We start from the raw sequence: 24,170 nt of genomic DNA, 5'->3' as shown, positions 1-24,170 counted from the left end.
GGTGGAGCCCGAGGACGTGCCCGACGCCGAGGACCTGTGGTGGTCCTGGGTCGTGCTGTCGGCGCTCCACCGGGCCACCGGCGACCCGTCGTGCCGCTTCGACCCCGACGACCTCGTCCTGAGCCTGGACGCCACCGACGGGTCGTGGTTGCGGATGCAGCGCGTCCTCGGCTCGCGCTCGGTGCTCTGGGGCCGCTCGACCCTGGCCGCGCCCGCGCCGGCCGACGCGCGACGCGGGGCCCCCGACTGGGCGCTGACGGAGGCCACCGACGGCGACCGCCCCACGTTCGTGGCCTGGCACGCCCACGGCGAGTGGGACCTGAGCCACCACGACGAGGACGACGGCCTGGTGCCGCTGCTGCGACCGGTCCTGGCGGTGGACCCCCGGCTGGCCGCGCTCGCCCGCGCCGGCGACCTGGTGGCCGGGCACCTCGCCGACCACCTGCCGGGTCCACGGCCGGACGAGTGCCACCTCGCGGCCGGCCTCGCCCTGGTCGCGGCGGCGGGCGCCACCCCACCCGCGGCCACCGCCGGGTCGGTGCTCTCCCGGCTGCGCTACCAGATCCACGAGCAGATGCGCGACGCCGCCGAGGGGCGGGTGGTCCCGGCCGGTGCGGGCGGGTCCGGGGCCGACCGGGTGCTGCTCCAGCGGCCGCCGGCGGTGGTGCACTGGGCCCGGACCAACGGTCCCGGCACGCCCTTCACGTGGTCGGTGATGTGGCTGCGCGGCGAGGCGGTGCCGGGGGCCGGCAACACCCGCCTGCCCGACGCCGTGCGTCGGAGCCTGACCAACGTGCTCACCGAGCTGCACCGCTCCGAGGCCGGCGAGGAGTCCGGGGCGTGGCTCTTCGCCCGGGTGCACTCCCCCGACGGCGTGGTGGTCGCGTTCGACCGGGCCTTCGACAGCTGGCCGTCCTGGTTCGCCGTGCACGACCGCGACCGCGGTCCCTCCCTGGCCGACCTGGCCTGGGAGATGTCCCAGCGCGCGCCCGCCTGGCGCCCGACGTGGGCCTCGCTGCTGCCCCACCGGTGCGACGGGCCGACGGTCTCGCGACGGCTCAGAGCAGACGACGGTCCGAGGCCCAGCGGGTGAGCTCGTGGCGCGAGGAGAGCTGGAGCTTGCGCAGCACCGAGGACATGTGGGTCTCGACCGTCTTGATCGAGATGAACAGCTCGGCGCCGACCTCCTTGTAGGAGTAGCCGCGGGCGATCAGCCGCATCACCTCCCGCTCCCGCTCGGTGAGCCGGTCGAGGTCCTCGTCCACCTGGACGGCGCCCCCGCCCGTGCCGGTGAAGGCGTCGAGGACGAACCCGGCCAGCCGCGGGGAGAACACCGCGTCCCCGGAGGCGACCCGCTCGACGGCGGCGACCAGCTCGGGGCCGGTGATGGTCTTGGTGACGTACCCGCGAGCACCCGCGCGGATGGTGCCGATCACGTCCTCGGCGGCGTCGGAGACCGACAGCGCGAGGAAGCGGGTCGGGGAGGCGTCCTGGGCGGACGGCGCCGCCGCGCACCGTCGCATCACCTCCGCCCCGCCACCGCCCGGCAGGTGGACGTCGAGCAGCACCACCTCGGGCCGGTGCTGGAGCACCGCCGCGACCGCGCCGTCGACGTCGGCCGCCTCCGCGACCACGTCCACCGCGGTCCCGATCTCGGACCGGACCCCGGTGCGGAACATGGCGTGGTCGTCGACGATCACGACGGTCCGGGTCACGGGGTCTCCTCGGGGGTGGTCCGGGGGGCGGTGGTCGCGCCCGGTCGTTCGGGTCGGACCGTCGGGACGGTCGGGAGGGACAGGTGCACCTCGGTGCCGCCGCCCGGCGTGCTGCGCACCGACGCGCTGCCGTCGTGCCGCTCCATCCGGCCGACGATGCTGCTGCGCACGCCGTGCCGGTCCTCGGCGACGAGGTCCGGGTCGAAGCCGGCGCCGCGGTCGCGCACGAACACCTCGGCACCGGAGGGGGTGACCTCGGCGTAGACGTCGACGGTGGGCGCCCCGGAGTGCTGGGCGGCGTTGGTGACGGCCTCGCGCACGGCCAGCACCAGCGGCCGGTCGCGCTCGGTGACCGGTGCGTCGCCGACGCAGACGACCTCGACGTGCACGCCCGGGAAGGTCTCCTCGACGGCGGCCGCCACCGCCGTCAGCGCGGCCGCCAGCGTGTCGGGTCCGGCCTCGCCGGCCCCGAAGAGCCACGAGCGCAGGTCGCGCTCCTGGGCCCGGGCGAGCTGCGCGACGGTGACGGGGTCGGCGGACGAGCGCTGGATCAGCGCCAGGGTCTGGAGCACCGAGTCGTGCAGGTGGGCCGCGACGTCGGCGCGCTCCTCCGAGCGCACCCGGGCCTCCCGCTCCTCGCTGAGGTCCGAGGACAGGCGCAGCAGCCACGGACCGACCATGAAGCCGAGACCGACGATGCCGAGGGCGCCCGCCAGTCCGACGTTCAGGGCTGCGCCGAGGTCGCCCGAGCGCAGGGAGAACAAGGTGATCGCCGCGAGCAGCAGCAGCAGCCCGCACGCGATCCGGCTCCAGGCGCGCCAGCCACCGTCCCCGACCACGGCGCGCAGCGGCCCCACCCGGCTCGACGGGTCGCGCCAGCGCTCGCGCTGGGCCTCGTCGGCCTGCCACCACAGCACGGCGACGCCGGCACCGGCCAGCAGGAGCGGGCCGTAGGAGAGGGTCTGGCCGGTCACGAAGGTGACCATCAGCACCACGCCGACCGCGATCGCGCCGAGGGCGACGAGCGGCCCGTAGTCGGCCAGCCGCCGAGGTGGACGACCGGCTCGCCTGCCCTGCCGGGTCGCGGCGTCCAGGCCCGGCGACGAGGTCGTGACGTGGCGCTGGACGGGCAGGAACAGCCACAACCCGGCGTACAGGACCGCGCCGAAGCCGCCGAACGCCGACGTCGCGACGAACCCGACCCGGACCCACGTCACCGGCACCCCGAGGTGGTGGGCCAGCCCGGAGCCCACACCTCCCAACCACCGGTCGTGGCCCGAGCGGTAGGCGCGCCGGGGTCCGTCCCCGAGCCCGGGCGCGGGCGCCGCGGACCCGGGGGCGTGCCCCGGCGCCGGCGGAGGAGTGCTGGTCGCTGCCATGTCGCGGCCATCGTCCCACCGCCGACCCCGGGCCGACATCAGGTGCGCACCCTGAGGGTCGGCCCCCGGGAACCAGGGTGTTCCCCGATGGTGCCGACCCGGCCGCTTCACCACGATGGAGCCATGGACGAGCAGACCGCACCGGGCGACGACCACCCCGGCCCCACGACCGGCACCGCGACCGGCACCGCGACCGACGACCGCACGACCGACCGGCCCGGTCCCCGGGTCACCGGGGACCAGGCACGCGACGTCGCCCGGCTGCGTCGCAGCCGCAGCGACCGCTACGTCGCCGGGGTCGCCGGCGGGCTGGGCCGCCACCTCGACGTCGACCCGACCGTGATCCGGGTCCTGCTCGCGGTGCTCACCCTCTTCGGCGGCGCCGGGGTCCTGGTGTACGCCGCCGTGTGGCTCTTCGTGCCCGAGGACGACTCGGACCGCGCACCGATCGAGGTGGGCCCGGACACCCGCCGGGTGATCCTCGTGGTCGCGGCCGCACTGGCGCTGATGATCGTGTTCGGCAGCCCGTTCCTCGACGGCGGCTGGGGCGGGTCGTTCCCGCTCCCCCTCGTCGTGCTGGCGCTGGTCGGCGTCGTGGTCCTGACCCGTCGGCAGCGGCGCGACCGCCGCGTGGCCGGCCCGACCGGTGCGGCGCCGCCGTCGCCGTACCCGTCCGCCCGCCCGTTCGTAGGGGACCCCGGCCAGGCGCCGCCCGCGTGGGTGCCGCCGACCACCCCGGCGCACGTCCCCCCGCCGCGGCCCCGGCGTACCGGGCCGGTGCTGTTCTGGCCCACCCTGGCGCTGATCGCCATCGCGCTGGGCACCCTGGGGATCGTCGACGCCTCGAGCAGCGTCCCGGTCTCGGCGTACGCCGCCCTGGCCCTGGCCGTGACGGGCCTGGCCCTGCTGGTCGGCGCGTTCGTCGGCCGACCGGGCGGGCTGATCGCCCTGGGCCTGGTCACCGCCGCCACGCTCGTCGTGGTCAGCGCCGTCGGGGCCGCCACCGGCGGGGCCACCCGCGACGAGGACGTCCGGATCGCCCCCTCCAGCGCGGCGGGTCTCCAGGACCGCTACGACATCGGCACCGGCACGATCGTGGTCGACCTGAGCGGCATCCGCGACGTGGCCGCCCTCGACGGCCGCGCCCTGCGCGTCAGGGCCACGGCGGGCGAGGTCCGCGTGGTGCTGCCGCCCGGCGTCAACTCCGAGGTCGCCGCCCGGGTCCGGTACGCCGGCCAGGTGGACCTCGGGAGCTCCTCGCGGGGCGGCTTCGACCTCTCCACCACCCGGACGCTGACCGGCTCGACGGCGCCCGGCACCCCGACCATCGACCTCGACCTGGCCGCCCGGATCGGCCACATCACCGTCGAGCAGCGCTGACCCTCACCACGACTGGAGCCCCACCATGAACGACGCACCCCTCCCCCAGGACCACCTTGACGGGCCTCCGCCCGACACCTCGGTGAAGGTCACCCACCTGGTCTTCGCCCTGCTGTTCCTCGGCACGGCCGGCATCTGGGCGCTCGCCCGGACCGGCGTCGTCACCGCCGACCGGCTCACCGTCGTGGCGCCGGCCCTCTTGATCGCCGCCGGCGTGATCGGGCTGGTGGCGAGCCTGGCCAGCGGCCGCAACCGGCGCCGTCGCCCGTCCTCCGCCCCCCTCCACCCCGACCCCCACGACGCCGCCACGGACGACCGCGACGACACCGAGCCCACCCAGGAGATCCGATGACCGCCCCGCAGCAGCAGCCCCCGACCCCGCCGTACCGCCGGCTGACCCGCTCCTCCTCGGACTCCCGCGTCAGCGGTGTCTGCGGCGGCGTGGCGCGCTACCTCGGCGTCGACCCGACGCTGGTGCGGGTGCTGGCGGCGATCGCCATGATCGTCACCTTCCCCGCCGGACCCCTCGTGTACGCCGTGATGTGGGCCGTCGTCCCGAAGGAGTGAGGCGGACCCCGGCTAGGGGTGGTTCGCGCGGCCCGAGGAGCCGGAGAACGACCGGGTGATCACCTGGTTGGCCGCGCGCTGGAAGCCCGCCACCACCGCCTCGAGGGTCAGCTCGCGCAGGCGCTGCACGGTGACCTCGAAGCGCGCCTTGTCGGCCTCGGAGTGCTCCTGGCCGCGGAACGGCTTGAGCACCCGGGTGCGCAGGATGTCGGTGAGCTCGTCGGCCAGGGCGTCCATGTGGCGGGTGATCGCCTCGGAGGCCTCCTCCAGGGAGTCCACCGGGATCTCCAGCGCCATCAGCTTCAGGGCCACCTCGAACGGCGGCAGCACCTCGAAGCGGTCGCCCTCGGCGCGCACGGCGTAGATCTTCTCCAGCCGGGCCACGTCCTCGTCCGCGAGCGGGCGGCCCGCCCGCGCCTCGAGCTGGCGCCGGCTGACCGTCTCGCGGCGCCCGCCGCCCCACGAGGTGAGCATCGCGCGCTGCAGCGCCAGGTCCTCGACGCTGGCCTCGGCCGGCACCCGGGCGAGGTACTTCTCGATCGCGGCCAGGGTGAAGCCGTGGTCCTGCAGGGCCCGCACGAGGTCGAGCCGCGCGCGGTGCACCTCGGTGTAGTAGGCCATCCGGCCGCGCCGCTCGGGGGGCGGCAGCAGGCCCAGCCCGGCGTAGTAGCGGGTGGTGCGCACGGTCAGGCCGGCGGTCGCGGCCAGCTCGTCCACCGTGTAGACGGGATCGGCCCCCTCGTCGGCCCCCAGGCCCTGCGCAGTCACGCGGCGACCGTAACAGCCGGGCCGACGGGTCGCTTGAAGCGTGACAGGTTTGCTGTAACAGTGGGCCCGTCACCGACCTGGGGCGCGTGCCGCCTCCGCTCGCTCACCCGCACCGAGGGGATCCACCATGTCCGACCTCTACACCGCCGAGCACGAGGACTTCCGCAAGACGGCGCGCACCTTCTACGAGCGCGAGGTGGTCCCCCACCACGACCAGTGGGAGCGCGACGGCATCGTCCCGCGCGAGCTGTGGCGCAAGGCCGGCGAGGCGGGCCTGCTCTGCTTCGACGTCCCCGAGGAGTACGACGGCCCGGGCGTGGCCGACTTCCGCTACAACGTGATCCTCTCCGAGGAGCAGGCCCGCGCCAACGTCAGCGGGCCCGGCTTCTCGGTCCACACCGACATCATCGTCCCCTACCTGACCTCGCTGGGCACCGAGGAGCAGAAGCGCCGCTGGCTGCCCGGCTGCGTGTCGGGCGAGATCATCACCTCGATCGCGATGACCGAGCCGGGGGCGGGCAGCGACCTCCAGGGCGTGCGCACCACCGCGGTCGACCAGGGCGACCACTACCTGGTCAACGGCTCCAAGACCTTCATCAGCAACGGCATCAACGCCGACCTGGTGATCGTCGTGGCCCGCACCGACCCCGAGGCCGGCCACAAGGGGATCAGCCTGATCGTCCTGGAGCGCGGCATGGAGGGCTTCGAGCGCGGTCGCAACCTGGACAAGATCGGGCTGCACGCCCAGGACACTGCCGAGCTGTCGTTCACCGACGTCCGCGTGCCCAAGGAGAACCTCCTGGGCCAGGAGGGCGAGGGGTTCATCTACCTGATGATGAACCTCCCCCAGGAGCGCCTGATCATCGCCGCCCAGGCGGTCGCGGCGTGCGAGGCGATCGTCGAGATGTGCCTGCTGTACGCCAAGACCCGCGAGGCGTTCGGCAAGCCGATCGGCAAGTTCCAGCACAACCGCTTCCTGGTCGCCGAGATGGCCACCGAGACCCGGGTGGCGCGAGCGTTCCTGGAGGAGTGCCTGCGCAAGCACCTCGACGGCGACCTCTCCCCGGTCGACGCCGCGATGGCGAAGTACTGGACCACGGAGCTGCAGAACAAGCTGGTCAACCAGGGCGTGCAGCTGCACGGCGGCTACGGCTACATGATGGAGTTCCCGATCGCCAAGGCCTACCTCGACAGCCGGATCTCCACCATCTACGGCGGCACCACCGAGATCCAGAAGGAGATCATCGGTCGGTCGCTGGGCCTCTAGGTCCAGCGCGCCCCTCCCCCCACCCGCTCCGGCCCGCCCAGGAGGACCCCGTGACCGCGACCCACCCCACCCAGGACGTCGACGCGCTGCGCGGGGAGGTCACCGCGGCGATGCCGCCGAGCCTGGCCCACGCGCTCGAGGCCACGGTGCGCGAGCTCGCCGACGCCCCGGCGTACGCCGACGACCGGGGGCCCGAGCGCGCCGCCCGCACCCTGACCTGGCACGAGCTGCGCGAGACCGCGCTCGACCTGGCGGCGGCCCTGGTCGACCTCGGGGTCCAGCCCGGCGACCGCGTGGCGATCATGGCCACCAACCGGCTCGAGCACGTCCTGGCCGACATCGCGGCCGTGCACGCCGGTGCGGTGCCGATGTCGGTCTACAACACGCTCTCGGCCGACCAGGTCGCCTACGTCGCCGCGCACGCCCGCCCCGCCCTGGTCGTGCTGGAGGACGCCGACCACGTCGCCCGCTGGGAGCAGGCCCGCGCCGAGGGCAGCGTCCCCCGCGCGGTCGTCGTGGAGCCGGACGCCACCTTCGAGGGCGCCTCGACCTGGACCGAGCTGCTCGAGCGGGGCCGCGCCGTGCGCACCGAGCACACGGGCGAGGTGGACCGGCGCTGGCAGGGGCTGCGCCACGACGACACCCTGACCGTGCTCTACACCTCCGGCACCACCGGTCACCCCAAGGGCGTGACGATCACCCACGGCAACGTGCTCTTCGAGGTCGGCAGCAGCAACCGCACTGCGGCGCTCGAGGACCGCACCGTCGGGGTCTCCTACCTGCCCTTCGCCCACATCGCCGAGCGCAACCTCGGCCTCTACATCCCACAGGTGCGCGGCGCCGAGGTCCACCTCGTGCGCGACCCCTCGGAGCTCCTCCCGACGCTGACGCGGGTGCGCCCCACGGCGTTCTTCGGCGTACCCCGCGTGTGGGAGAAGCTCCAGACCGGCATCCTCGGACTGCTGGGCGCCGAGACCGACGAGGCCAAGCGCGCCGCGGTCACCGAGGCGATGGCCGTCGGCCTGGCCCACGTGGAGTCCCAGCAGGTCGGGCACGCCACGACACCCGACCTCGAGGAGCGGTTCGCGGTCGCCGACCGGGAGGTGCTCCGCCCGATCCGTTCGCTGCTGGGCCTGGACCGGGTCACCTGGGCCGGCAGCGCCAGCGCCCCGATGCCGCTGGAGACGGCCCGGTTCTTCGCCGGCCTGGGGATGGCGGTCTACGACATCTACGGCCTGACCGAGACGACGGGCTCGGTCACCGCGTGCGGCCCGGACGCCTTCAAGCTGGGCACGGTCGGACGGGCGGTGCCCGGGGTCGAGATGGCGGTGGCCGAGGACGGCGAGCTGCTCGCGCGCGGCCCGGTGACGACCGTCGGCTACGTCGGCGACGCCGAGGCCACCAGCCGGCTCCTCGACGCCGACGGGTGGCTGCACACCGGCGACATCGGGTCCATCGACCACGACGGCTTCGTCACGGTGCTGGACCGCAAGAAAGAAATGATCATCACCTCCTCGGGCAAGAACGTGGCCCCCTCCAACATCGAGAACCTCCTCAAGGAGAGCCCGCTCGTCGGCCACGCCCTGGCGTACGGCGACGGCCGCCCCTACGTCGTCGCGATCCTCACCCTGGACCCCGACGTGGCGCCCGTCGTCGCCACGCGACTGGGGCTGGGGACCACCGACCTGGCCGAGCTCGCCCAGCACCCGGCGGTCCTCGAGCTCGTCGAGACGGGGGTCGCAGCGGCCAACGCGCGACTGTCGCGACCCGAGCAGGTCAAGCGCTGGACGCTGCTCCCGGTGGAGTGGACGGCCGACTCCGAGGAGCTCACGCCCACCCTGAAGCTGAAGCGTCGGGTGGTCCACCGGACGTACGCCGAGGAGATCGCGCGCCTCTACGTCTCCTGACCCGTCGGTGAAACCCGACACGCGAGAATATTCCTCACCGGTCTAGACGGCTGGACGCTTGCGTCTCGGACGTTCCGGGCTATGGTGGACAACACGCGCCACCTCTTGGTGGCGGGCGTCTCGTTGAAGCCACCGGCCCGATGCCCTTGAGTGCTCTAGCCCTTGCGGCACTCGCAGCCGTTCGGACCTCCCCCGCGTCGTCGGGGTCGAGGACTACCAGGTCGGTGAGCGATGACAGCAACAACGCATTCCGGTACCCCGGAGCGCAGCACCCAGTCCCAGGACCGTTCCAACCACACCCGCGAGCTCTTCACCCTGGCCCTGGCCACGGACTCCGACGAGGAACGTCGTCGGCTGCTCGACACGGTGATCGTGCTCCACCTCGACCTGGCCCACGCCGAGGCCGGTCGCTACCGCAACCGTGGCGTGCCGCTCGACGACCTGCGCCAGGTCGCCGCACTCGCGCTGACCAAGGCCACCCGCGGCTACGACGTCACGACGGGTCACGACTTCCTGTCCTACGCCGTGCCCACCATCCGCGGCGAGCTGCGCAAGCACTTCCGCGACCACGGGTGGATGATCCGGCCGCCGCGTCGGATCCAGGAGCTCCAGGCCCGCATCAACGTCGCCGACTCCGAGCTGTCCAACAAGCTCGGACGCGCGCCGCGGCCCGCGGAGATCGCGGCGCTCCTCGAGGAGAGCACCGAGAGCGTCATCGAGGCGCTGGCCAGCGACGGGTGCTTCGTGCCCGCCTCGCTGGACCACCCGGCCGGCGACGGCTCGACCACGCTGGGCGAGCTGCTGCCGTTCGACAACGCGGAGCACGGCGCCTCCGAGGCCCGGCTGATGCTGCGCCCGGTCCTGGGCAGCCTCGGCGAGCGCGACCGCCGCATCCTGAACATGCGCTTCTACGAGGGCCTGACCCAGCGCGAGATCGCCCAGCGCATCGGGGTCACCCAGATGCAGGTCTCGCGACTGCTCACCCGCATCCTCGGCCAGCTCCGCACCAGCGTCGGCGACATGCCGCAGAGCTGACCCGCACGAGCTCGGCCCGACCCCTCACGGTGAGCGGTCGGGCCGCTGTGCGTCCGGGGGCGGGTAGACGCCGTACCCACACATTTGTGTAGGCGTCGCACCACGAACAGGCCCCGAAGGGCGCCGCACCCACACATTTGTGTAGACGCCGCACCACGAACAGGCCCCGAAGGGCGCCGCACCCACACATTTGTGTAGACGCCGCACCACGAACAGGCCCCGGAGGACGCCGCACCCACACATTTGTGTAGCCGCCGACGCGCGCCCCGCAGCCCGAGGTGTCAGCTGGTGCGGGCGAACCGGGTGCTCTCGACCCGGCTGCGGCAGACGTCCACGGCGACGTCGGGGAAGTCGGTGAGCAGGCCGTCGACGCCCGCGTCGAGCATCCGGTGCACCTCCTGGTCGGCCGCGCCGTGGGTCCGCTTGGAGCCCTCGACGCGCAGGTTGGCCGGGAGGTGACGGTTCTCGCTGCGCAGCGTCCAGACCAGCACGTCGAGGCCGGCGCCGATGGCCTTGCCGACCGCCTTGCCGGGAGCGCCGACGTTGTCCTGGGCGTCGCGGGGCAGGACGTGGTCCTTGTGCAGGCCCACCCCCGTGGCGTACGACGCGATCCGGGCCAGCCGCGAGCGCTTGATCGAGGCCGGGTGGTCGACGAGCTGCACCAGGTCGACGTCGACCTCGTGGCGCAGCGAGCGCAGCACCGAGCTCTCGAAGCCCATCACCGTCACGGGGCTCAGCGGCGAGGTGTGGCGGCGGCGACGCAGCACCTCGACCAGCAGGTCGTCCAGCGGCAGCCCGAGCGAGGCCTGGTGCTCCGCGTGCTTGAGCTCCACGTGCACCCCGAGCTCACGCCCGGCCCGGGCGGACTCCTCCTCGCGCAGGTCCAGGAGGTCCTCGAGGGTCAGCACGCCGACGTGGCCGTCGAAGCGGGCGCTCACCGGGCGCTTGCGCGGCCACCGCTCACGGGCGCGCAGCGTGCGCAGCTCCGCGAGGTCGAGGTCGTGCACGAACCAGCCGCGCCGCTCGGTGCCCTCGACGACCAGCGAGCGACGCCGGGAGGCGAACTCCGGGCGCTCGGCGATGTCGGTGGTCAGGGACAGGTCGAGGTCGTGGCGGCACACCAGCACCCCGTCCCGGGTGCTGAGCACGTCGGGCTCGACCGAGTCGGCACCGGCGCGGTAGGCGTGGCGGTAGGCCAGGGCCGTGTGCTCCGGGCGGTGCCCGCTGGCGCCGCGGTGGCCGATGACGAGGGCTGGGCTCACGCGCCCCAGCGTGCGCGGCCCAGGTGGCCGGCAGGTGACCAGCGCCCGAACACGACCCCTACCGTGGTCGTCGTGCAGATGATCGGACGACTGACCCTGACCCCCGCCCTGGAGCGACCGGACCTCCTCGGCGAGCCCGTGCGCCGCGCCCTGGACGGCTGGGAGCACGCCGACCAGGCCCTCGTCGCCGAGATCGACCCCGCCCTGGCCGACACCGTCGCGATGTCGGAGGCCTACGAGGTGCCGCTCGACGCCGGCGCCAACTGCGTCGTGGTGCTCGGGCGTCGCGACGGGGAGGAGCGGATCGCCGCCTGCGTGGTGCGCGCCGACACCCGCGCCCAGGTGAACTCGGTGGTCAAGCGCACCCTCGACGTCCGCAAGGCCTCCTTCCTCGACCACGACCGCGCCGTGGGCGAGTCCGGGATGGAGCACGGCGGCATCACCCCCCTCGGCCTGCCGTCCTCGTGGCGCGTCCTGGTCGACGAGGCGGCGACGCGGATCGAGCTCGCGGTGATCGGGAGCGGCGTACGCGGGTCCAAGCTGTTCGTCCCCGGCCCCCTCCTCGCCCTCCTCCCCGGCGCCGAGGTCGTCCCCGACCTCGCCCGCTGACCGCCGAGAGGCGCGCAGCGGCGTCCTGTCGGACGGGCGCGCGGTGGCGGGCTGACCGTGCCACCTCTACTGTCACGGTCATGAAGATCTCGACGATGCTGAACTACTCCGGCAACCCGCGCGACGCCGCCGACGAGGTGGCGCGGCTGGAGGAGGCCGGGCTCGACACGGTGTGGGTGGCCGAGGCCTACGGCTTCGACTCCCCCACGCTGATGGGCTACCTCGCCGCGCGCACCGAGCGGGTGGAGATCGGGGCGGCGATCCTCAACGTCTACTCCCGCACGCCCGCGCTGCTGGCGCAGACCGCCGCCGGGCTCGACAACGTCTCGGGCGGCCGCGCGATCCTCGGGCTCGGCGCCAGCGGCCCGCAGGTGATCGAGGGCTGGCACGGGATGCCGTACTCCAAGCCGATCGGGCGCACCAAGGAGGTCATCGACGTCGTGCGGGCCGCGATCCGCCGCGAGGTCGTGGAGTACGCCGGGACGTCGATCACCCTGCCGCTGCCCCCCGACCAGGGCACCGGTCTGGGCAAGCCGCTGAAGATGCTGACCCGCCCCGAGCGCTCGAGCGTGCCGATCTACATCGCCGGGCTCGGCCCGAAGTCCGTCGAGGGCGCCGCGACGTACGCCGACGGCTGGCTGCCCTTCCTCTACTCCCCCGAGGGCTCGAGCAAGGTCTGGGGCGACGCGCTCGCCGCCGGGACCGCTCAGCGCGAGGAGGGCCTGGCGCCGCTCGAGGTCGTGGCCGGCGGCATGGTCGCGATCGGCGACGACGTGAAGGGGATGCTCGACCTGGCCCGCCCGCAGTTCGCGCTCTACATCGGCGGCATGGGCGCACGCGGGAAGAACTTCTACAACCAGCTGGCCTGCGACTACGGCTACGAGGCGGAGGCCAAGCAGATCCAGGACCTCTACCTCGACGGCAAGAAGAAGGAGGCGGAGGCGGCCGTCCCCCTCGAGCTCCTCGAGCAGGTCAACCTGGTCGGCCCGGCGTCCTACGTCCGCGAGCGCATCGAGGCGTTCCGCGAGTCCGGCGTGACCAACCTCCAGGTGACGCCGGCCTCCGAGGACCCCGCGGGCGTCGTGCGCCAGCTCAAGGAGTGGCTGGCCTGAGCAGGCGCCGGACGTGGCTGTCGGCCCCCTCGTTAGCGTAGGGGGGGTGACCCCCTCCCCCACGCCGCAGCAGGTCCGTCGCGCCCTGGCCCGTGCCGAGCGGGGGGCCGCGCTCGACGTGGCCGAGGCGACCGTCCTCCTGGCCGCGACCGGCGACGACCTGGCCCGGCTGACCGCGATCGCGGGCCGGGTCCGCGACGCCGGGCTGGAGGCCGCCGGGCGACCCGGCGTGGTGACCTACTCCCCCAAGGTGTTCATCCCGGTCACCAAGCTGTGCCGCGACCGCTGCCACTACTGCACCTTCGTGGAGACCCCGGGCCAGGCGGCGCGAGAGGGCCGGTCGGCGTACCTCTCCCCCGACGAGATCCTCGAGATCGCCCGCCAGGGCGCCGAGTTGGGCTGCGCCGAGGCGCTGTTCACCCTCGGCGACCGCCCCGAGGACCGCTGGCCCGAGGCGCAGGCGTGGCTCGACGAGCAGGGTTACGACTCCACGCTGGCCTACGTGCGGGCGATGGCCGTGCGGGTGCTGGAGGAGACCGGGCTGCTGCCCCACCTCAACCCCGGCGTGATGACGTGGGAGGAGATGAACCGCCTCAAGCCGGTCTCCCCCTCGATGGGGATGATGCTGGAGACCACGTCGCGCCGGCTGTTCGAGACCCGCGGCGAGGCCCACCACGGCTCCCCCGACAAGGACCCCGACGTGCGCCTGCGCGTGCTGGAGGACGCGGGCCGGCTCTCGATCCCGTTCACCACCGGTCTGCTGATCGGCATCGGCGAGGACCTCACCGAGCGCGCGGAGTCGATCTTCGCGCTGCGCCGCGTCGCCCGGCAGTTCGGGCACGTGCAGGAGGTCATCGTCCAGAACTTCCGCGCCAAGCCCGACACCGCGATGCGCCACACCGACGACCTCGCCCTGGAGGAGTACGCCGCCGCGCTGGCCGTCTCCCGGATCGTGCTCGGCCCCAAGGTCCGCCTCCAGGCCCCGCCCAACCTGGTCGATCTCGACGAGTGCCGCCTGCTGCTCGCCGCCGGCGTCGACGACTGGGGCGGCGTCTCGCCGCTGACGCCCGACCACGTCAACCCCGAGCGCCCCTGGCCCTCGCTCGACCGTCTCCGCCAGGTCACCGCCGCGGCGGGTTTCGAGCTGCGGGCGCGCCTGACCGTCCACCCGGCGTACGCCCTGGCCGGCGAGCCGTGGATCGACCCGCGCGTCAGCGGGCACGTCTCCGCCCTGGCCGACGACGACGGCTTCCTGCGCCCCGAGATCACCTCCGGAGGCGCCCGCCCCACCGGCCTGCCGTGGCAGGAGCCGGACGGCGGGTTCGCCAGCGTCGGCCGCGTCGACCTGCACGCCGAGGTCGACACCGAGGGCCGCACCGAGGACCGCCGCTCCGACTTCGCCGACGTCTACGGCGACTGGGACGAGGTCGCCGCCGACGCCGCCCGCACCGGCGTCTCGGGCCGCGCCGACAGCGACGGGCTGGCCGCCCTGCGCGCCGCCGAGCGCGACCCCGGCCACCTCTCCGACGAGCACGCGCTGCGGTTGATGACCGCCGAGGGCGACCTGCTCGACCAGGTCTGCCGGCTTGCCGACGACCTGCGCCGCGAGACCGTCGGCGACGACGTCACCTACGTGGTGAACCGCAACATCAACTTCACCAACGTCTGCTACGTCGGCTGCCGCTTCTGCGCCTTCGCCCAGCGGCGCACCGACGCCGACGCCTACTCCCTCTCGCTCGACCAGGTCGCCGACCGGGCCGAGGAGGCGTGGGGTCTGGGCGCCACCGAGGTCTGCATGCAGGGCGGGATCGACCCCGAGCTGCCCGGCACGGCGTACTTCGACCTGGCCGCGGCCGTCCGCGCCCGCGTCCCCGACATGCACGTGCACGCCTTCTCCCCCATGGAGATCGTCAACGGCACCGCGCGCACGGGTCTCTCGATCGAGGACTTCCTGGTGCAGGCGCGCGAGTCCGGGCTCGGCTCGATCCCCGGCACGGCCGCGGAGATCCTCGACGACGACGTCCGCTGGGTGCTGACCAAGGGCAAGCTGCCCACCCGCACCTGGGTCGAGGTCATCTCCACCGCCCACCGCGTGGGCATCCCGACCACCAGCACGATGATGTACGGCCACGTCGACAACCCGCGCCACTGGGTGACGCACCTGCGCGTGCTGGCCGGCATCCAGGACCGGGCGCTCGAGCACGGTGCCGCGCGCTTCACCGAGTTCGTGCCGCTGCCGTTCGTGCACACCTCCGCGCCGATCTACCTCGCCGGGGTGGCCCGGCCGGGTCCGACGCTGCGCGACAACCTGGCCGTGCACGCGATGGGCCGGATCATGCTGCACGGGCGCATCGACAACATCCAGACGTCCTGGGTCAAGCTCGGCGTCGAGGGCACCCGCGCGATGCTGCGCGCCGGCGCCAACGACGTCGGCGGCACCCTGATGGAGGAGACCATCTCCCGGATGGCGGGCTCCGAGCACGGCTCGGCCAAGACCGTGGCCGAGCTGGAGGAGATCGGCGCGGGCATCGACCGCCCGGTCGTGCAGCGGTCGACGACGTACGCCGGCGTCCGCCCGAAAGCATTACGAGACTGACGAAAGGGACATATCCTCGCTGAGTGCGAGGATGGAAACAGCGGGCCGCGGCCCTGGGAGTGACGGTCGCCCTCGTGGGCGCAGCGGCCGGGTGCGGCTCCCACCAGGACGCCTCCGGGCCCCGCTCGACCGACTGGGCTCCAGCGGCCCGCACGGTGGGCGGTCTGCGGGTCCTCGCGCAGTCCGACGCCCGCGGCCTGCGCCTCCACACCGCGTCCGGTGACAAGACCTTCCTGCCCGGGATCAACCTCGGCAGCTCGGTCCCGGGCCACCAGCCCGGCGAGGTCGGGTCCATCCCGGCCTCGCAGTACCGCACCTGGTTCGGCCAGATGCACGACCTCGGCATCCGGGTCGTCCGGATCTACACGCTCCTCTCCCCCGGGTTCTACGACGAGCTCGACCGGTGGAACACCGCCCACGCCCGCGACCCGCTCTACCTGGTGCAGGGCGTCTACCTGCCCGACGAGGACTACAACACCCCCGGGCACACGCTTTACACCCCCGCGGTCGACCGGGCGTTCACCGACGAGATCTCCGACGTCTCGGCGGCCGTCCACGGCGACCTGACCCGCCCGCAGGTCCCCGGCCGGGCCGGAGGCACCTACCGCACCGACGTGTCGCGGTGGGTGGCCTCGTGGATCATCGGCGTGGAGTGGGACCCCGAGGGCACGCTCCGGACCGACCGGGTGATGCGGCGGGCGGCGTACACGCCGGGTCGCTACTTCCGCGCCACCCCGGGCGCCACCGCCACCGAGCGCTGGATCGCCCGGCACGTGGACCACCTCGCGACCCTGGAGGCCGCCCGCGGCACCTCGGTCCCGGTGGCGTTCGCCAACTGGCCCACGGCCGACCCGCTGCACCACCCCACCGAGCCCCTGCGTCAGGAAGACCTGGTCTCGGTCGACGCCAACCACGTCCTGCCGACCCGCGCCTGGCCCGGTGGCACCTTCGCCAGCTTCCACGCCTACCCCTACTACCCCGACTTCCAGCGCTACGAGCCCGGCCTGGACAAGGCGCGCTGGCAGGGCCGCTCGGACCGGTACGCCGGCTACCTGCTCTCGCTCCAGCGCCACTTCGCCGCCCACATGCCGCTCGTCGTCAGCGAGTTCGGCGTGCCGGCCTCGCTGGGGACCGCCCACGCCGGCACCAACGGTCGCGGGCAAGGCGCCCACTCCGAGCAGGAGGCGATGGCGATGGACGCCTCGATGATGCGGATGATGCAGTCGATCGGCCTCGGCGGCGGCTTCGTCTTCTCCTGGGCCGACGAGTGGTTCAAGCGCACCTGGAACACCATGGAGCACCAGGACCCGGCTCGGCGCCAGCTGTGGCACGACCCGCTGACCAACGAGCAGTGGTTCGGCATCACCGCGACCGACACCCCGCAGGTGCCCGATGCCGCGGCCGAGAAGCTGCCGACCACCGGCGCGACCAAGTACCTCTACGCCTGGGCCGACTACTCCTACGTCCACCTCGAGGTCACCGGCCGGACCGCGACCCCCACCACGCTGACGGCCGAGGCCGACGTGGTCCCGGGCGCCGAGAAGGCCGACTACCGGCTCGCCCTCGACCGCGGCACGGGCGCGGCCACGTGGGAGGTGCGCCGCGCCCTGGACCCGATGCGGCTCGACACCGACCAGACGCCGTACCGCCCCGACGCGGCCGCGCCCTGGCACCTGTTCGAGCTGATCACAAACCGCGCCCAGCGCGGCCACCCGGCGGAGTACGCCGACATCGGCCGGCTGCGCCGCGGCAGCTGGGACCCTACGGCCAAGGGCTACGACTCCCGCGCGACCTGGGACGTCGACGAGGCGCACGACACCGTGCGCGTGCGGATCCCGTGGAGCATGCTCGGCATGGCCGACCCGTCGTCCCGCACCGCGCTCGGCGAGGGCACCCCGGCCCGGATGGTGACGATCCCCGGTATCGGCCTCGACCTGGTCGTCGACGGCCAGCCCGAGCACCTCGACCTCACCTGGCCGACGTGGAACCGGGTCGTCTCCACCGAGCGGGTCAAGGCCGGCGCCGGTGTGCTGGCGCAGGCCTACCGCGACCTCGCCCCCTGATCTTCCGCGCGAACGCCGCAGGGACCCCGCCCGGTGGGCGAGGTCCCTGTCGGTGCGGAGCAGGTGAGGTCAGCGGCGAGCGGCCCGGCGACGCGAGATCGCGTCCACGGCGGCCGCCAGCAGCAGCACGACGCCGGTGATGACCTGCTGCCACTGCGCTCCCAGGCTCGGGCGCAGGCCCAGGCCGTTGGGGATGATCGCGATCACGAGCGCGCCGATGATGGCGTCGCGCGGCTTGCCGCGACCACCGAACAGCGAGGTGCCGCCGATGACCGCCGCGGCGACCGAGAACAGCAGCACGTTGCCCGAGCCGAGGTCCAGCGAGGCCGAGGACTGCGACGAGGCCAGCAGGATGCCGCCCAGGGCGCCGAAGGCCGAGCAGAGGGTGAAGGCGTTGACCTTCATCCGGACCACGTCGATGCCGGCACGACGCGCGGCCTCGATGTTGCCGCCGGTCGCGTAGAGGTGACGGCCCCAGGTGGTCTTGGTCAGCGCGATGGTGCAGCCGATCATCAGCACGATGGCCAGCGCCGCCGGCACCGGGATGCCGTCGATGACCCGGAACGGGTTGGTGTTGCGGTTGGAGCTGGCCAGGATCGTGATGACCACCGCGACCACGGCGATCACGCCGCCGCGCAGGAGCACCAGGCTGACCGAGTCGCGGGCGAGCTGGGCCTTCTTGGCCGACAGCGAGGCCCACAGCGTGTAGGCGAGGTAGCCGCCCACCGTGACGATCACGAAGATCCAGCTCCACAGCGGGGTGAGGTTGCCGTAGGTCAGGTCGTGCCACAGCGCGTAGTTGGAGGTGTTCACCGGCTGGCCGTTGAGGGCGAACTGCAGCACGCCCTGCCAGGCCAGGAACAGCGCCAGGGTGACCACGAAGCTGGGGATGCCGACCTTGGCGACGAGCCAGCCGTTGAAGACGCCGATGGCCACGCCGATGCAGATGGCCGCGATCAGGGCCGGCACCAGGGTCTGGGTGGCGTTGACCAGGATCAGCACGATGCCGACCGCGATGAAGACCGCGGCGGTGTAGGTCTTGAGCCAGATCGCGAGTGCGATGCAGGCGACCATGCCCACGATCAGGGCCCAGTAGAGGAGGCTCGGCAGCCCCTTGTGCAGGTCCTTCGACATCACGCCCACCGCGGCGATCGCCGCGCAGGTGCCACCGGCGGTGCCGGCCGAGAGGTCGATCTCGCCGAGCAGCAGGACGAAGACCAGGCCCAGCGCGATGATCGCGATGTAGGCGCCCTGGCCGGGGATGTTGCCGATGTTGAACTTCGAGAGGAACCGGTCGGAGACCTGCATGAAGATCAGGGCCAGGACCACCAGGCCGAGGACCGAGGGCAGCGCGCCCGGGTCACCGGTGCGGATCTTGATCGTCCAGTCCTTGAAGGCCTGCGGGATCGAGCGCTCCTCCACGTCGAGGGAGAAGGAGCTGGCCCGGTCGCTCGCGGGCAGGGCGCCGGCGTCCACGTTGGTGGTGCCGGGGGTGATGTCGGGTGGGGTGCTCATCGTGGTCCTCAGATGCTCTGGTTCGCGGTCGAGGCGGCCAGGCCCAGGTCGCCGCTGCGACCGGCCGTGATCAGCTCGACGATCTGGGTGGTGGAGGTGTCCTTGGTCTTGACCTCGGCGGCCACCCGCCCGAGGTAGAGGGCCGCCACGCGGTCGGCGACCTCCATGACGTCGTTCATGTTGTGCGAGATCAGGACCACGCCGCGGCCCTGGTCGGCCAGCCGGCGCACGAGGTCGAGGACCTGGCGGGTCTGGGCGACACCCAGGGCGGCGGTGGGCTCGTCCAGGACGACGATCTTGCTGTTCCACAGCACGGCCTTGGCGATCGCCACGGTCTGGCGCTGGCCACCGGAGAGGCTGGCGACGAGCTGGCGGACCGAGGAGACGGTGCGGACCGAGAGCGACTTGAGCGTCTCGCGGGCCTGGCGCTCCATCTCCCCGTCGACCAGGAAGGTGCCGCCGCGCTTGATCTCGCGCCCGAGGAACATGTTCTGGGTGATGTCGAGGTTGTCGGCCAGCGCGAGGTCCTGGTAGACGAACTCGATGCCGAGGGCGGTGGCGTCGCGCGGGTCGTTGAGCGAGACCTCCTTGCCCTCGAACTTCACGGTGCCGGAGTCGATGCCGTTGATGCCGGCGATGCACTTGACCAGCGTGGACTTGCCGGCGCCGTTGTCGCCCACCAACGCCGTCACCTCGCCGGGGTAGACATTGAGGTCCACGTCGTGCAGCACGTGCACGGGGCCGAAGCTCTTGTTCAGCTTCGAGATCTCGAGGATGGGTTCGGGCACGGTTCACCGTCCGGGTCGTGAGGGGGTGCGGGAGGGCCGGACCACGGCCGGGCGCGACGCGCGCGCCCGGCCGTGGTCACAGGTGGATCAGTGCTGCTGGTGGTGCAGGTGTGGCAGGTGCGAGCCGGTCAGTTGAGGCCGACCTTGGCGCAGGCGGAGGTGATGCCCTTGCACAGCTCGGCCTTGGTCAGCGCGCCGGCGTCGACGACGTCCTTGACGTTGGCCTGGGTGATGACCTGGGCGGGCAGGAGCAGCGCCTGGATCTTGTGGCCGGAGGCCTGCGGGTCGGCGAACGACGACAGGGTGAGGCCGGCGGAGGAGGCGTCCTTGCCGCCGATCAGCGCGATGGCCAGCTGGGCCGCCGCGGTGGCCTCGAGCTTGACGTCCTTGAAGACCGTCATGCTCTGCTTGCCGTTGATGATGTTCTGCAGACCCTCGACGCCCGAGTCCTGACCGGTCACGACGACGTGGCCGTCGAGGCCCTGGTTCTTCAGGACGCCGATGACGGCGTTGGCGATGTCGTCGTTGGCGGCCAGCACGCCCTGGACGTCGCCGCCCGAGGCGGTCAGCGCCTGGCTGAAGGCGGGAGCGGCGTTCTGGACGTTCCAGCCCTTGACGACGGCCTCCTGCTCGATGGAGAGCTTGCCGGCCTTGACCAGCGGGTCGAGCACCTCGTGGGCGCCCTTCTTGAACAGCACCGCGTTGTTGTCGACGTCGGTGCCGCCGTCCATCATGATGATCTTCGGCTTGGAGACCTTCTGGGCGTCCAGGCAGTCGACCAGGGTCTGGGCCTGCAGCTTGCCGACGTCCTCGTTGTCGAAGGAGACGTAGTACCCGGCCGAGCCGCCGAGGTTCACGCGGTCGTAGTCGATGACCTTGACGCCGGCCGCAGCGGCCTGCTTCTCGACACCGGCGCCGGAGGCGGCGTCGATCGAGTCGATGATCAGGACCTTCACGCCCTCGCCGATCATGTTCTGGGCGATCGAGGCGAACTTGTTCTTGTCACCCTGGGCGTTCTGGATGTCGGCGGTGACGCCGGCGCTCGAGAGGGCCTTCTGGAGCAGGGGCTTGTCGTAGAGGGTGTAGCGCGTCGAGGACGTCGTGTCGGGGAGGATCACGCCGACCTTGCCGCTCGCCTTGGCGCTCGAGGTGTTGGTCGAGGGGGCCTTGGCGGCGCTCTTCGGGGGGTTGGTCAGCTTGCAGGCAGCCGTCAGCTTGGCGGCGCCGGAGCCCGAGCCGCTGTCGGACTTGCTGCTGCTGCTGGAGCCGCTGCTGCCACAGCCGGCCAGGGCCGCGACCCCGAGGGTCACGGCGATCCCGGTGACGGATGCGCGACGGAAAAGTGATGGCACGGTGGTTCCTCCTGTGAGTGGGTTAGCTCTGGCCACCGCGCGGCGGGGCGAGACTCATGCACCGCAGTGTGCTGCGTCACGCGGTTGCGGTCAAGAGTCGAACGCTACGAGTCGATAACGAACTAGACCTGCCACTTTTGTGCTCACTACTTGACGACAACCTCGCATGTCCTTCATGGTGTCGCCATGTCGGCCACCAAGCCCGGGACCGCCGCGGGCTCACGTGACGCCGCAGGCTCCCCCGGCTCCACGTCCTCGCTGCGCACCGCCAACCAGCGGCGCGTCCTCGACGTGGTCCAGCGCTCCGGCACCACGACCCAGTCGGAGATCGCCCGCGAGACCGGGCTCGCCGCCGGCACCGTCTCCTCGATCGTGCGCGAGCTCGCCGCCGCGGAGGTCCTGTCCACCGTGGCCGGGGCCGGACGACGCGGCACGACCGTGCGTCTCTCGCGAGGCGCCGGAGTCGTGGGCTCGGTCGACTTCGGCCACAGCCACGTGGGCGTCGCGCTGGGCGACATGCGCGGTGGCGTGCTCGGCGAGCGCAGCCGCCAGCTGCCGCCGGCGTACTCCGTGGACGAGGGGCTCGGGCGCGCCTCGGAGCTGCTCGAGGCCCTGCTCACCGAGTCCGGCGTACGCCGCTCGGACCTGCGCAACCTCGGGGTGGGACTCCCCTGCCCCATCTCCGACGGCATCGTGATGTCCTCGGCGATCATGCCGGCCTGGGTCGGCGTCAACGCCCGCGAGATCGTCCAGACGCGCCTGGGCGCCCCGGTGGTGGTCGACAACGACGCCAACCTCGGCGCCCTGGGCGAGCACCGGCTGGGCGTCGGCCGCGGCCACGCCAACGTCGTCTTCGTCAAGGTCTCCTCCGGCGTCGGGGCCGGGCTGATCCTGGACCACCGGATCTTCCGCGGCGCCCACGGCACCGCCGGCGAGATCGGCCACCTCACCTTCGACGAGCAGGGTCCGCTGTGCCGGTGCGGCAGCCGCGGCTGCCTGGAGGCGTACGCCGCCACCGGCTCGGCGCTGGCGATGATGGCCGGCCAGATGCGCCGTCCGGGCCCGGACGGCTCCCCCGCGCCCGAGCCCGTGATCGACGACGTCATCCGGGCCGCCCACCGGGGCGACGTCTCGGCCCGCCGCGTCTTCGAGGACGCCGGGCTGCACCTGGGCTGGGGCCTGGCCACGATCACCAACCTGCTCAACCCCGGCGTGATCGCCGTCGGCGGCGACATGAGCCACGCCGGTGAGATGCTGCTGGAGTCGGTGCGGGTGGGCCTGCGCCGCCACGTGCTCGCCGGCGCCGCCTCGACGCCCATCAAGGTCGCCCAGCTCGGCGACCGGGCCTCGATGCTGGGCGGCCTCCTGCTGGCCGTCGACGCGACCGACCTGGTCCCCGACGCCGGCTGACCGCCCCGAGCCGAGGAGGCTCACCTGGCGGCCCAGGGGGCTCACCTGGCGCGCGAGGAGGCTCGTCCGGCGCCCGAGGAGGCTCATCTGGCGCCCGAGGAGGCTCATCCGGCGCCCGAGGGGGCTCGTCCGGCGGGCTCAGCCCAGGTGCACGGGCACCGAGTCGACGCCGTAGACGATGCTCAACGGGCGGTAGGGCAGGTCCTCGACGGCCTGGGCCAGCCGCATCTCGGGGAAGCGCGCCGCCAGCGTCGGGTAGGCCATGGTGAGCTCCATCCGGGCCAGCTCGGCCCCGATGCAGCGGTGGAAGCCGTAGCCGAAGGCCAGGTGGGACCCGTGCGACCCGTGGGCGGCACCGGCCGAGGCACGGTCGAGGTCGAGACCGTCGGCGCGTCCGGCGCGCGGGTCGCGGTTGGCGGCCGGGAGCGAGCAGAGCACGACCGAGCCCTGCGGAATGTGGTGACCGGCGACGACGACGTCGGTCTTGGCGAAGCGGGGGAAGGCCACCTGGACGACCGAGAGCAGGCGCAGCAACTCGTCGACCACCGGACCGATCTGGTCGGGCTCGGCGGCGACGTGCTTCCACAGGTCGCGGTCGTCGAGCAGGTGGGCGGTGCCCAGGGCGATCATCGAGGCGCTGGTCTCCAGCCCGCCGGTGAAGACGCCGTCGGCGAGGCCGCCGAGCTCGAAGTCGGTGATCTCGTCGCCGTGCTCGCGGATCAGCTGCCCGATCAGGCCGGGCCCGGGGTCCAGGCGCTGCCGCGCGGCCTCGGCCAGCAGGAACTCCCGCGAGCCGCCGATGGCACCGACCGTGCCCTGGCCGCCGAGGGTGACGTCGAAGCGCGCGGTGGCCAGGGAGGCGAAGGTCTCGCGCTTCTCGTCCGGCAGGCCGAGCAGCTCGCAGATCACCAGGAACGGGATCGGGAAGGCGAAGGTCGGCACCAGGTCGACGACGCCCCCGGACGCGCCGAGGCGGGCCACCTCCTCGACCTGCTGGTCGACGATGGCCTGGATGGTGGGCCGCAGCCGCGCGAGGCGCCGCATCGTGAACTCGGGGGTCAGCAGGCGGCGCAGCCGGGTGTGGTCGGGCGGGTCGGTGAAGCCGAGGCCGCCGATGTCGCCGTCGGTGGTCGACCCGCTCTTGCCCATGTAGGGCCGGATGTCGGTGGAGTACGTTGTGGTGTCGCTGAGCACCTCACGCGACTCGGCGTCACCGGTGACCAGCCAGATCTCGAGACCGAGCAGTCTGGCGTGGCGGCGTACGGGGGCCTCGTCGCGGGAGTCCTGGAGCCGACGGCTCGGCGCCATCACCTCGCGGTGCAGCGGCCACGACAGGGAGGGGGGCACCTTGTCGAGCTTGGTCAGGTCGATGCCACCGGTGCGCGCGATCACGCGCTGGCGCACGACGCGCTTGACGGTGCTGACCACGCTCACTGACGTCCTCG

Annotated in this window: 20 protein-coding genes; 12 read left to right on the top strand and 8 right to left on the bottom strand. The window is 73.0% G+C overall.

The window, feature by feature from the left end:
• Nucleotide 1: 1 nt before the first annotated feature.
• Entirely contained in the window at nt 2-1,093 is a 1,092-nt protein-coding gene (locus ACYVDA_RS04360; RefSeq protein ID WP_460815268.1) for a hypothetical protein, read from the top strand.
• On the opposite strand, the gene ACYVDA_RS04355 is transcribed toward ACYVDA_RS04360, so the two are convergent.
• Nucleotides 1,059-1,715, bottom strand: a complete 657-nt coding sequence (locus ACYVDA_RS04355) for a LuxR C-terminal-related transcriptional regulator (RefSeq protein ID WP_460815266.1) — start codon at nt 1,713-1,715, stop codon at nt 1,059-1,061. The genes ACYVDA_RS04360 and ACYVDA_RS04355 overlap by 35 nt on opposite strands.
• Entirely contained in the window at nt 1,712-3,094 is a 1,383-nt protein-coding gene (locus tag ACYVDA_RS04350) for an ATP-binding protein (RefSeq protein WP_460815263.1), read from the bottom strand. Before ACYVDA_RS04350 ends, ACYVDA_RS04355 begins: the two co-directional genes overlap by 4 nt.
• A gap of 123 nt (nt 3,095-3,217) precedes the next feature.
• On the opposite strand from ACYVDA_RS04350, the gene ACYVDA_RS04345 reads away from it, so the two are divergent.
• Genes ACYVDA_RS04345 through ACYVDA_RS04335 form a run of 3 tightly spaced genes read left to right on the top strand, consistent with a single transcriptional unit; the run spans nt 3,218 to nt 5,041 of the window.
• A complete protein-coding gene (locus ACYVDA_RS04345; protein WP_460815261.1) occupies nt 3,218-4,474 on the top strand; it encodes a PspC domain-containing protein in 1,257 nt (418 codons plus the stop codon).
• A gap of 25 nt (nt 4,475-4,499) precedes the next feature.
• Entirely contained in the window at nt 4,500-4,826 is a 327-nt protein-coding gene (locus ACYVDA_RS04340; RefSeq protein WP_460815259.1) for a hypothetical protein, read from the top strand.
• Nucleotides 4,823-5,041 carry a PspC domain-containing protein gene (locus tag ACYVDA_RS04335; RefSeq protein WP_460815255.1) on the top strand — a complete coding sequence of 73 codons (219 nt, stop codon included), beginning with the start codon at nt 4,823-4,825 and terminating at the stop codon, nt 5,039-5,041. The genes ACYVDA_RS04340 and ACYVDA_RS04335 overlap by 4 nt, the downstream gene beginning before the upstream one ends.
• Nucleotides 5,042-5,053: 12 nt before the next feature.
• Here ACYVDA_RS04335 and ACYVDA_RS04330 read toward each other — a convergent pair whose 3' ends face one another.
• Nucleotides 5,054-5,809 (bottom strand): MerR family transcriptional regulator, encoded by a 756-nt coding sequence (locus ACYVDA_RS04330; protein ID WP_460815253.1) that lies wholly within the window; start codon nt 5,807-5,809, stop codon nt 5,054-5,056.
• Nucleotides 5,810-5,936: 127 nt separating this feature from the next.
• Between ACYVDA_RS04330 and ACYVDA_RS04325 the strand changes: the two genes are divergently transcribed.
• From ACYVDA_RS04325 to ACYVDA_RS04315, 3 genes are all read left to right on the top strand, one after another.
• Nucleotides 5,937-7,076 (top strand): acyl-CoA dehydrogenase family protein, encoded by a 1,140-nt coding sequence (locus tag ACYVDA_RS04325; RefSeq protein ID WP_460815251.1) that lies wholly within the window; start codon nt 5,937-5,939, stop codon nt 7,074-7,076.
• A 50-nt stretch (nt 7,077-7,126) separates the two neighbouring features.
• The gene (locus ACYVDA_RS04320; RefSeq protein ID WP_460815249.1) at nt 7,127-8,983 is read left to right on the top strand and encodes an AMP-dependent synthetase/ligase; all 1,857 of its coding nucleotides are present in this window, start codon (nt 7,127-7,129) and stop codon (nt 8,981-8,983) included.
• 231 nt (nt 8,984-9,214) lie between these two features.
• Entirely contained in the window at nt 9,215-10,018 is an 804-nt protein-coding gene (locus ACYVDA_RS04315; protein WP_460815247.1) for a sigma-70 family RNA polymerase sigma factor, read from the top strand.
• Between the two features lie 281 nt (nt 10,019-10,299).
• Here the strand turns inward: ACYVDA_RS04315 and ACYVDA_RS04310 are convergent, their stop codons facing one another.
• A complete protein-coding gene (locus ACYVDA_RS04310) occupies nt 10,300-11,280 on the bottom strand; it encodes a glycerophosphodiester phosphodiesterase family protein (protein WP_460815245.1) in 981 nt (326 codons plus the stop codon).
• A 78-nt stretch (nt 11,281-11,358) separates the two neighbouring features.
• On the opposite strand from ACYVDA_RS04310, the gene ACYVDA_RS04305 reads away from it, so the two are divergent.
• The 4 genes from ACYVDA_RS04305 (at nt 11,359) to ACYVDA_RS04290 (ending at nt 17,660) form a co-directional block, all read left to right on the top strand.
• Entirely contained in the window at nt 11,359-11,889 is a 531-nt protein-coding gene (locus ACYVDA_RS04305; RefSeq protein ID WP_460816105.1) for a YbaK/EbsC family protein, read from the top strand.
• An 80-nt stretch (nt 11,890-11,969) separates the two neighbouring features.
• Nucleotides 11,970-13,001 (top strand): LLM class F420-dependent oxidoreductase, encoded by a 1,032-nt coding sequence (locus ACYVDA_RS04300; protein WP_460815243.1) that lies wholly within the window; start codon nt 11,970-11,972, stop codon nt 12,999-13,001.
• Nucleotides 13,002-13,047: 46 nt separating this feature from the next.
• On the top strand, nt 13,048-15,597 hold the full coding sequence (locus tag ACYVDA_RS04295; protein WP_460815242.1) for a bifunctional FO biosynthesis protein CofGH: 2,550 nt from the start codon (nt 13,048-13,050) through the stop codon (nt 15,595-15,597).
• Nucleotides 15,598-15,620: 23 nt separating this feature from the next.
• Nucleotides 15,621-17,660, top strand: a complete 2,040-nt coding sequence (locus ACYVDA_RS04290) for a hypothetical protein (protein WP_460815240.1) — start codon at nt 15,621-15,623, stop codon at nt 17,658-17,660.
• Between the two features lie 69 nt (nt 17,661-17,729).
• Here ACYVDA_RS04290 and ACYVDA_RS04285 read toward each other — a convergent pair whose 3' ends face one another.
• The 3 genes from ACYVDA_RS04285 to ACYVDA_RS04275 all read right to left on the bottom strand — a co-directional run bounded on the left by ACYVDA_RS04285 (nt 17,730) and on the right by ACYVDA_RS04275 (nt 21,315).
• Nucleotides 17,730-19,175: a sugar ABC transporter permease gene (locus tag ACYVDA_RS04285; RefSeq protein ID WP_460815239.1), complete on the bottom strand. Its 1,446-nt coding sequence runs from the start codon at nt 19,173-19,175 to the stop codon at nt 17,730-17,732.
• 8 nt (nt 19,176-19,183) lie between these two features.
• Nucleotides 19,184-19,963 (bottom strand): ATP-binding cassette domain-containing protein, encoded by a 780-nt coding sequence (locus tag ACYVDA_RS04280; protein WP_460815237.1) that lies wholly within the window; start codon nt 19,961-19,963, stop codon nt 19,184-19,186.
• 128 nt (nt 19,964-20,091) lie between these two features.
• Nucleotides 20,092-21,315, bottom strand: a complete 1,224-nt coding sequence (locus ACYVDA_RS04275; RefSeq protein WP_460815235.1) for a sugar ABC transporter substrate-binding protein — start codon at nt 21,313-21,315, stop codon at nt 20,092-20,094.
• Between the two features lie 186 nt (nt 21,316-21,501).
• On the opposite strand from ACYVDA_RS04275, the gene ACYVDA_RS04270 reads away from it, so the two are divergent.
• Nucleotides 21,502-22,725: an ROK family transcriptional regulator gene (locus ACYVDA_RS04270; protein ID WP_460815233.1), complete on the top strand. Its 1,224-nt coding sequence runs from the start codon at nt 21,502-21,504 to the stop codon at nt 22,723-22,725.
• 138 nt (nt 22,726-22,863) lie between these two features.
• Here ACYVDA_RS04270 and ACYVDA_RS04265 read toward each other — a convergent pair whose 3' ends face one another.
• The gene (locus ACYVDA_RS04265; RefSeq protein ID WP_460815231.1) at nt 22,864-24,159 is read right to left on the bottom strand and encodes a cytochrome P450; all 1,296 of its coding nucleotides are present in this window, start codon (nt 24,157-24,159) and stop codon (nt 22,864-22,866) included.
• Nucleotides 24,160-24,170 lie beyond the last annotated feature (11 nt).

The organism is Nocardioides korecus (assembly GCF_054778395.1).
This window is presented reverse-complemented; position numbering and strand designations above follow the sequence as displayed.

Excerpts from the sequence above, each read along its gene's own strand:
- ACYVDA_RS04305 (WP_460816105.1), top strand. The coding sequence starts at position 11,359 with ATGATCGGACGACTGACCCTGACCCCCGCCCTGGAGCGACCGGACCTC.
- ACYVDA_RS04270 (WP_460815233.1), top strand. The coding sequence starts at position 21,502 with ATGTCGGCCACCAAGCCCGGGACCGCCGCGGGCTCACGTGACGCCGCA.
- ACYVDA_RS04285 (WP_460815239.1), bottom strand. The coding sequence starts at position 19,175 with ATGAGCACCCCACCCGACATCACCCCCGGCACCACCAACGTGGACGCC.
- ACYVDA_RS04300 (WP_460815243.1), top strand. The coding sequence starts at position 11,970 with ATGAAGATCTCGACGATGCTGAACTACTCCGGCAACCCGCGCGACGCC.
- ACYVDA_RS04315 (WP_460815247.1), top strand. The coding sequence starts at position 9,215 with ATGACAGCAACAACGCATTCCGGTACCCCGGAGCGCAGCACCCAGTCC.
- ACYVDA_RS04335 (WP_460815255.1), top strand. The coding sequence starts at position 4,823 with ATGACCGCCCCGCAGCAGCAGCCCCCGACCCCGCCGTACCGCCGGCTG.
- ACYVDA_RS04340 (WP_460815259.1), top strand. The coding sequence starts at position 4,500 with ATGAACGACGCACCCCTCCCCCAGGACCACCTTGACGGGCCTCCGCCC.
- ACYVDA_RS04350 (WP_460815263.1), bottom strand. The coding sequence starts at position 3,094 with ATGGCAGCGACCAGCACTCCTCCGCCGGCGCCGGGGCACGCCCCCGGG.
- ACYVDA_RS04325 (WP_460815251.1), top strand. The coding sequence starts at position 5,937 with ATGTCCGACCTCTACACCGCCGAGCACGAGGACTTCCGCAAGACGGCG.
- ACYVDA_RS04345 (WP_460815261.1), top strand. The coding sequence starts at position 3,218 with ATGGACGAGCAGACCGCACCGGGCGACGACCACCCCGGCCCCACGACC.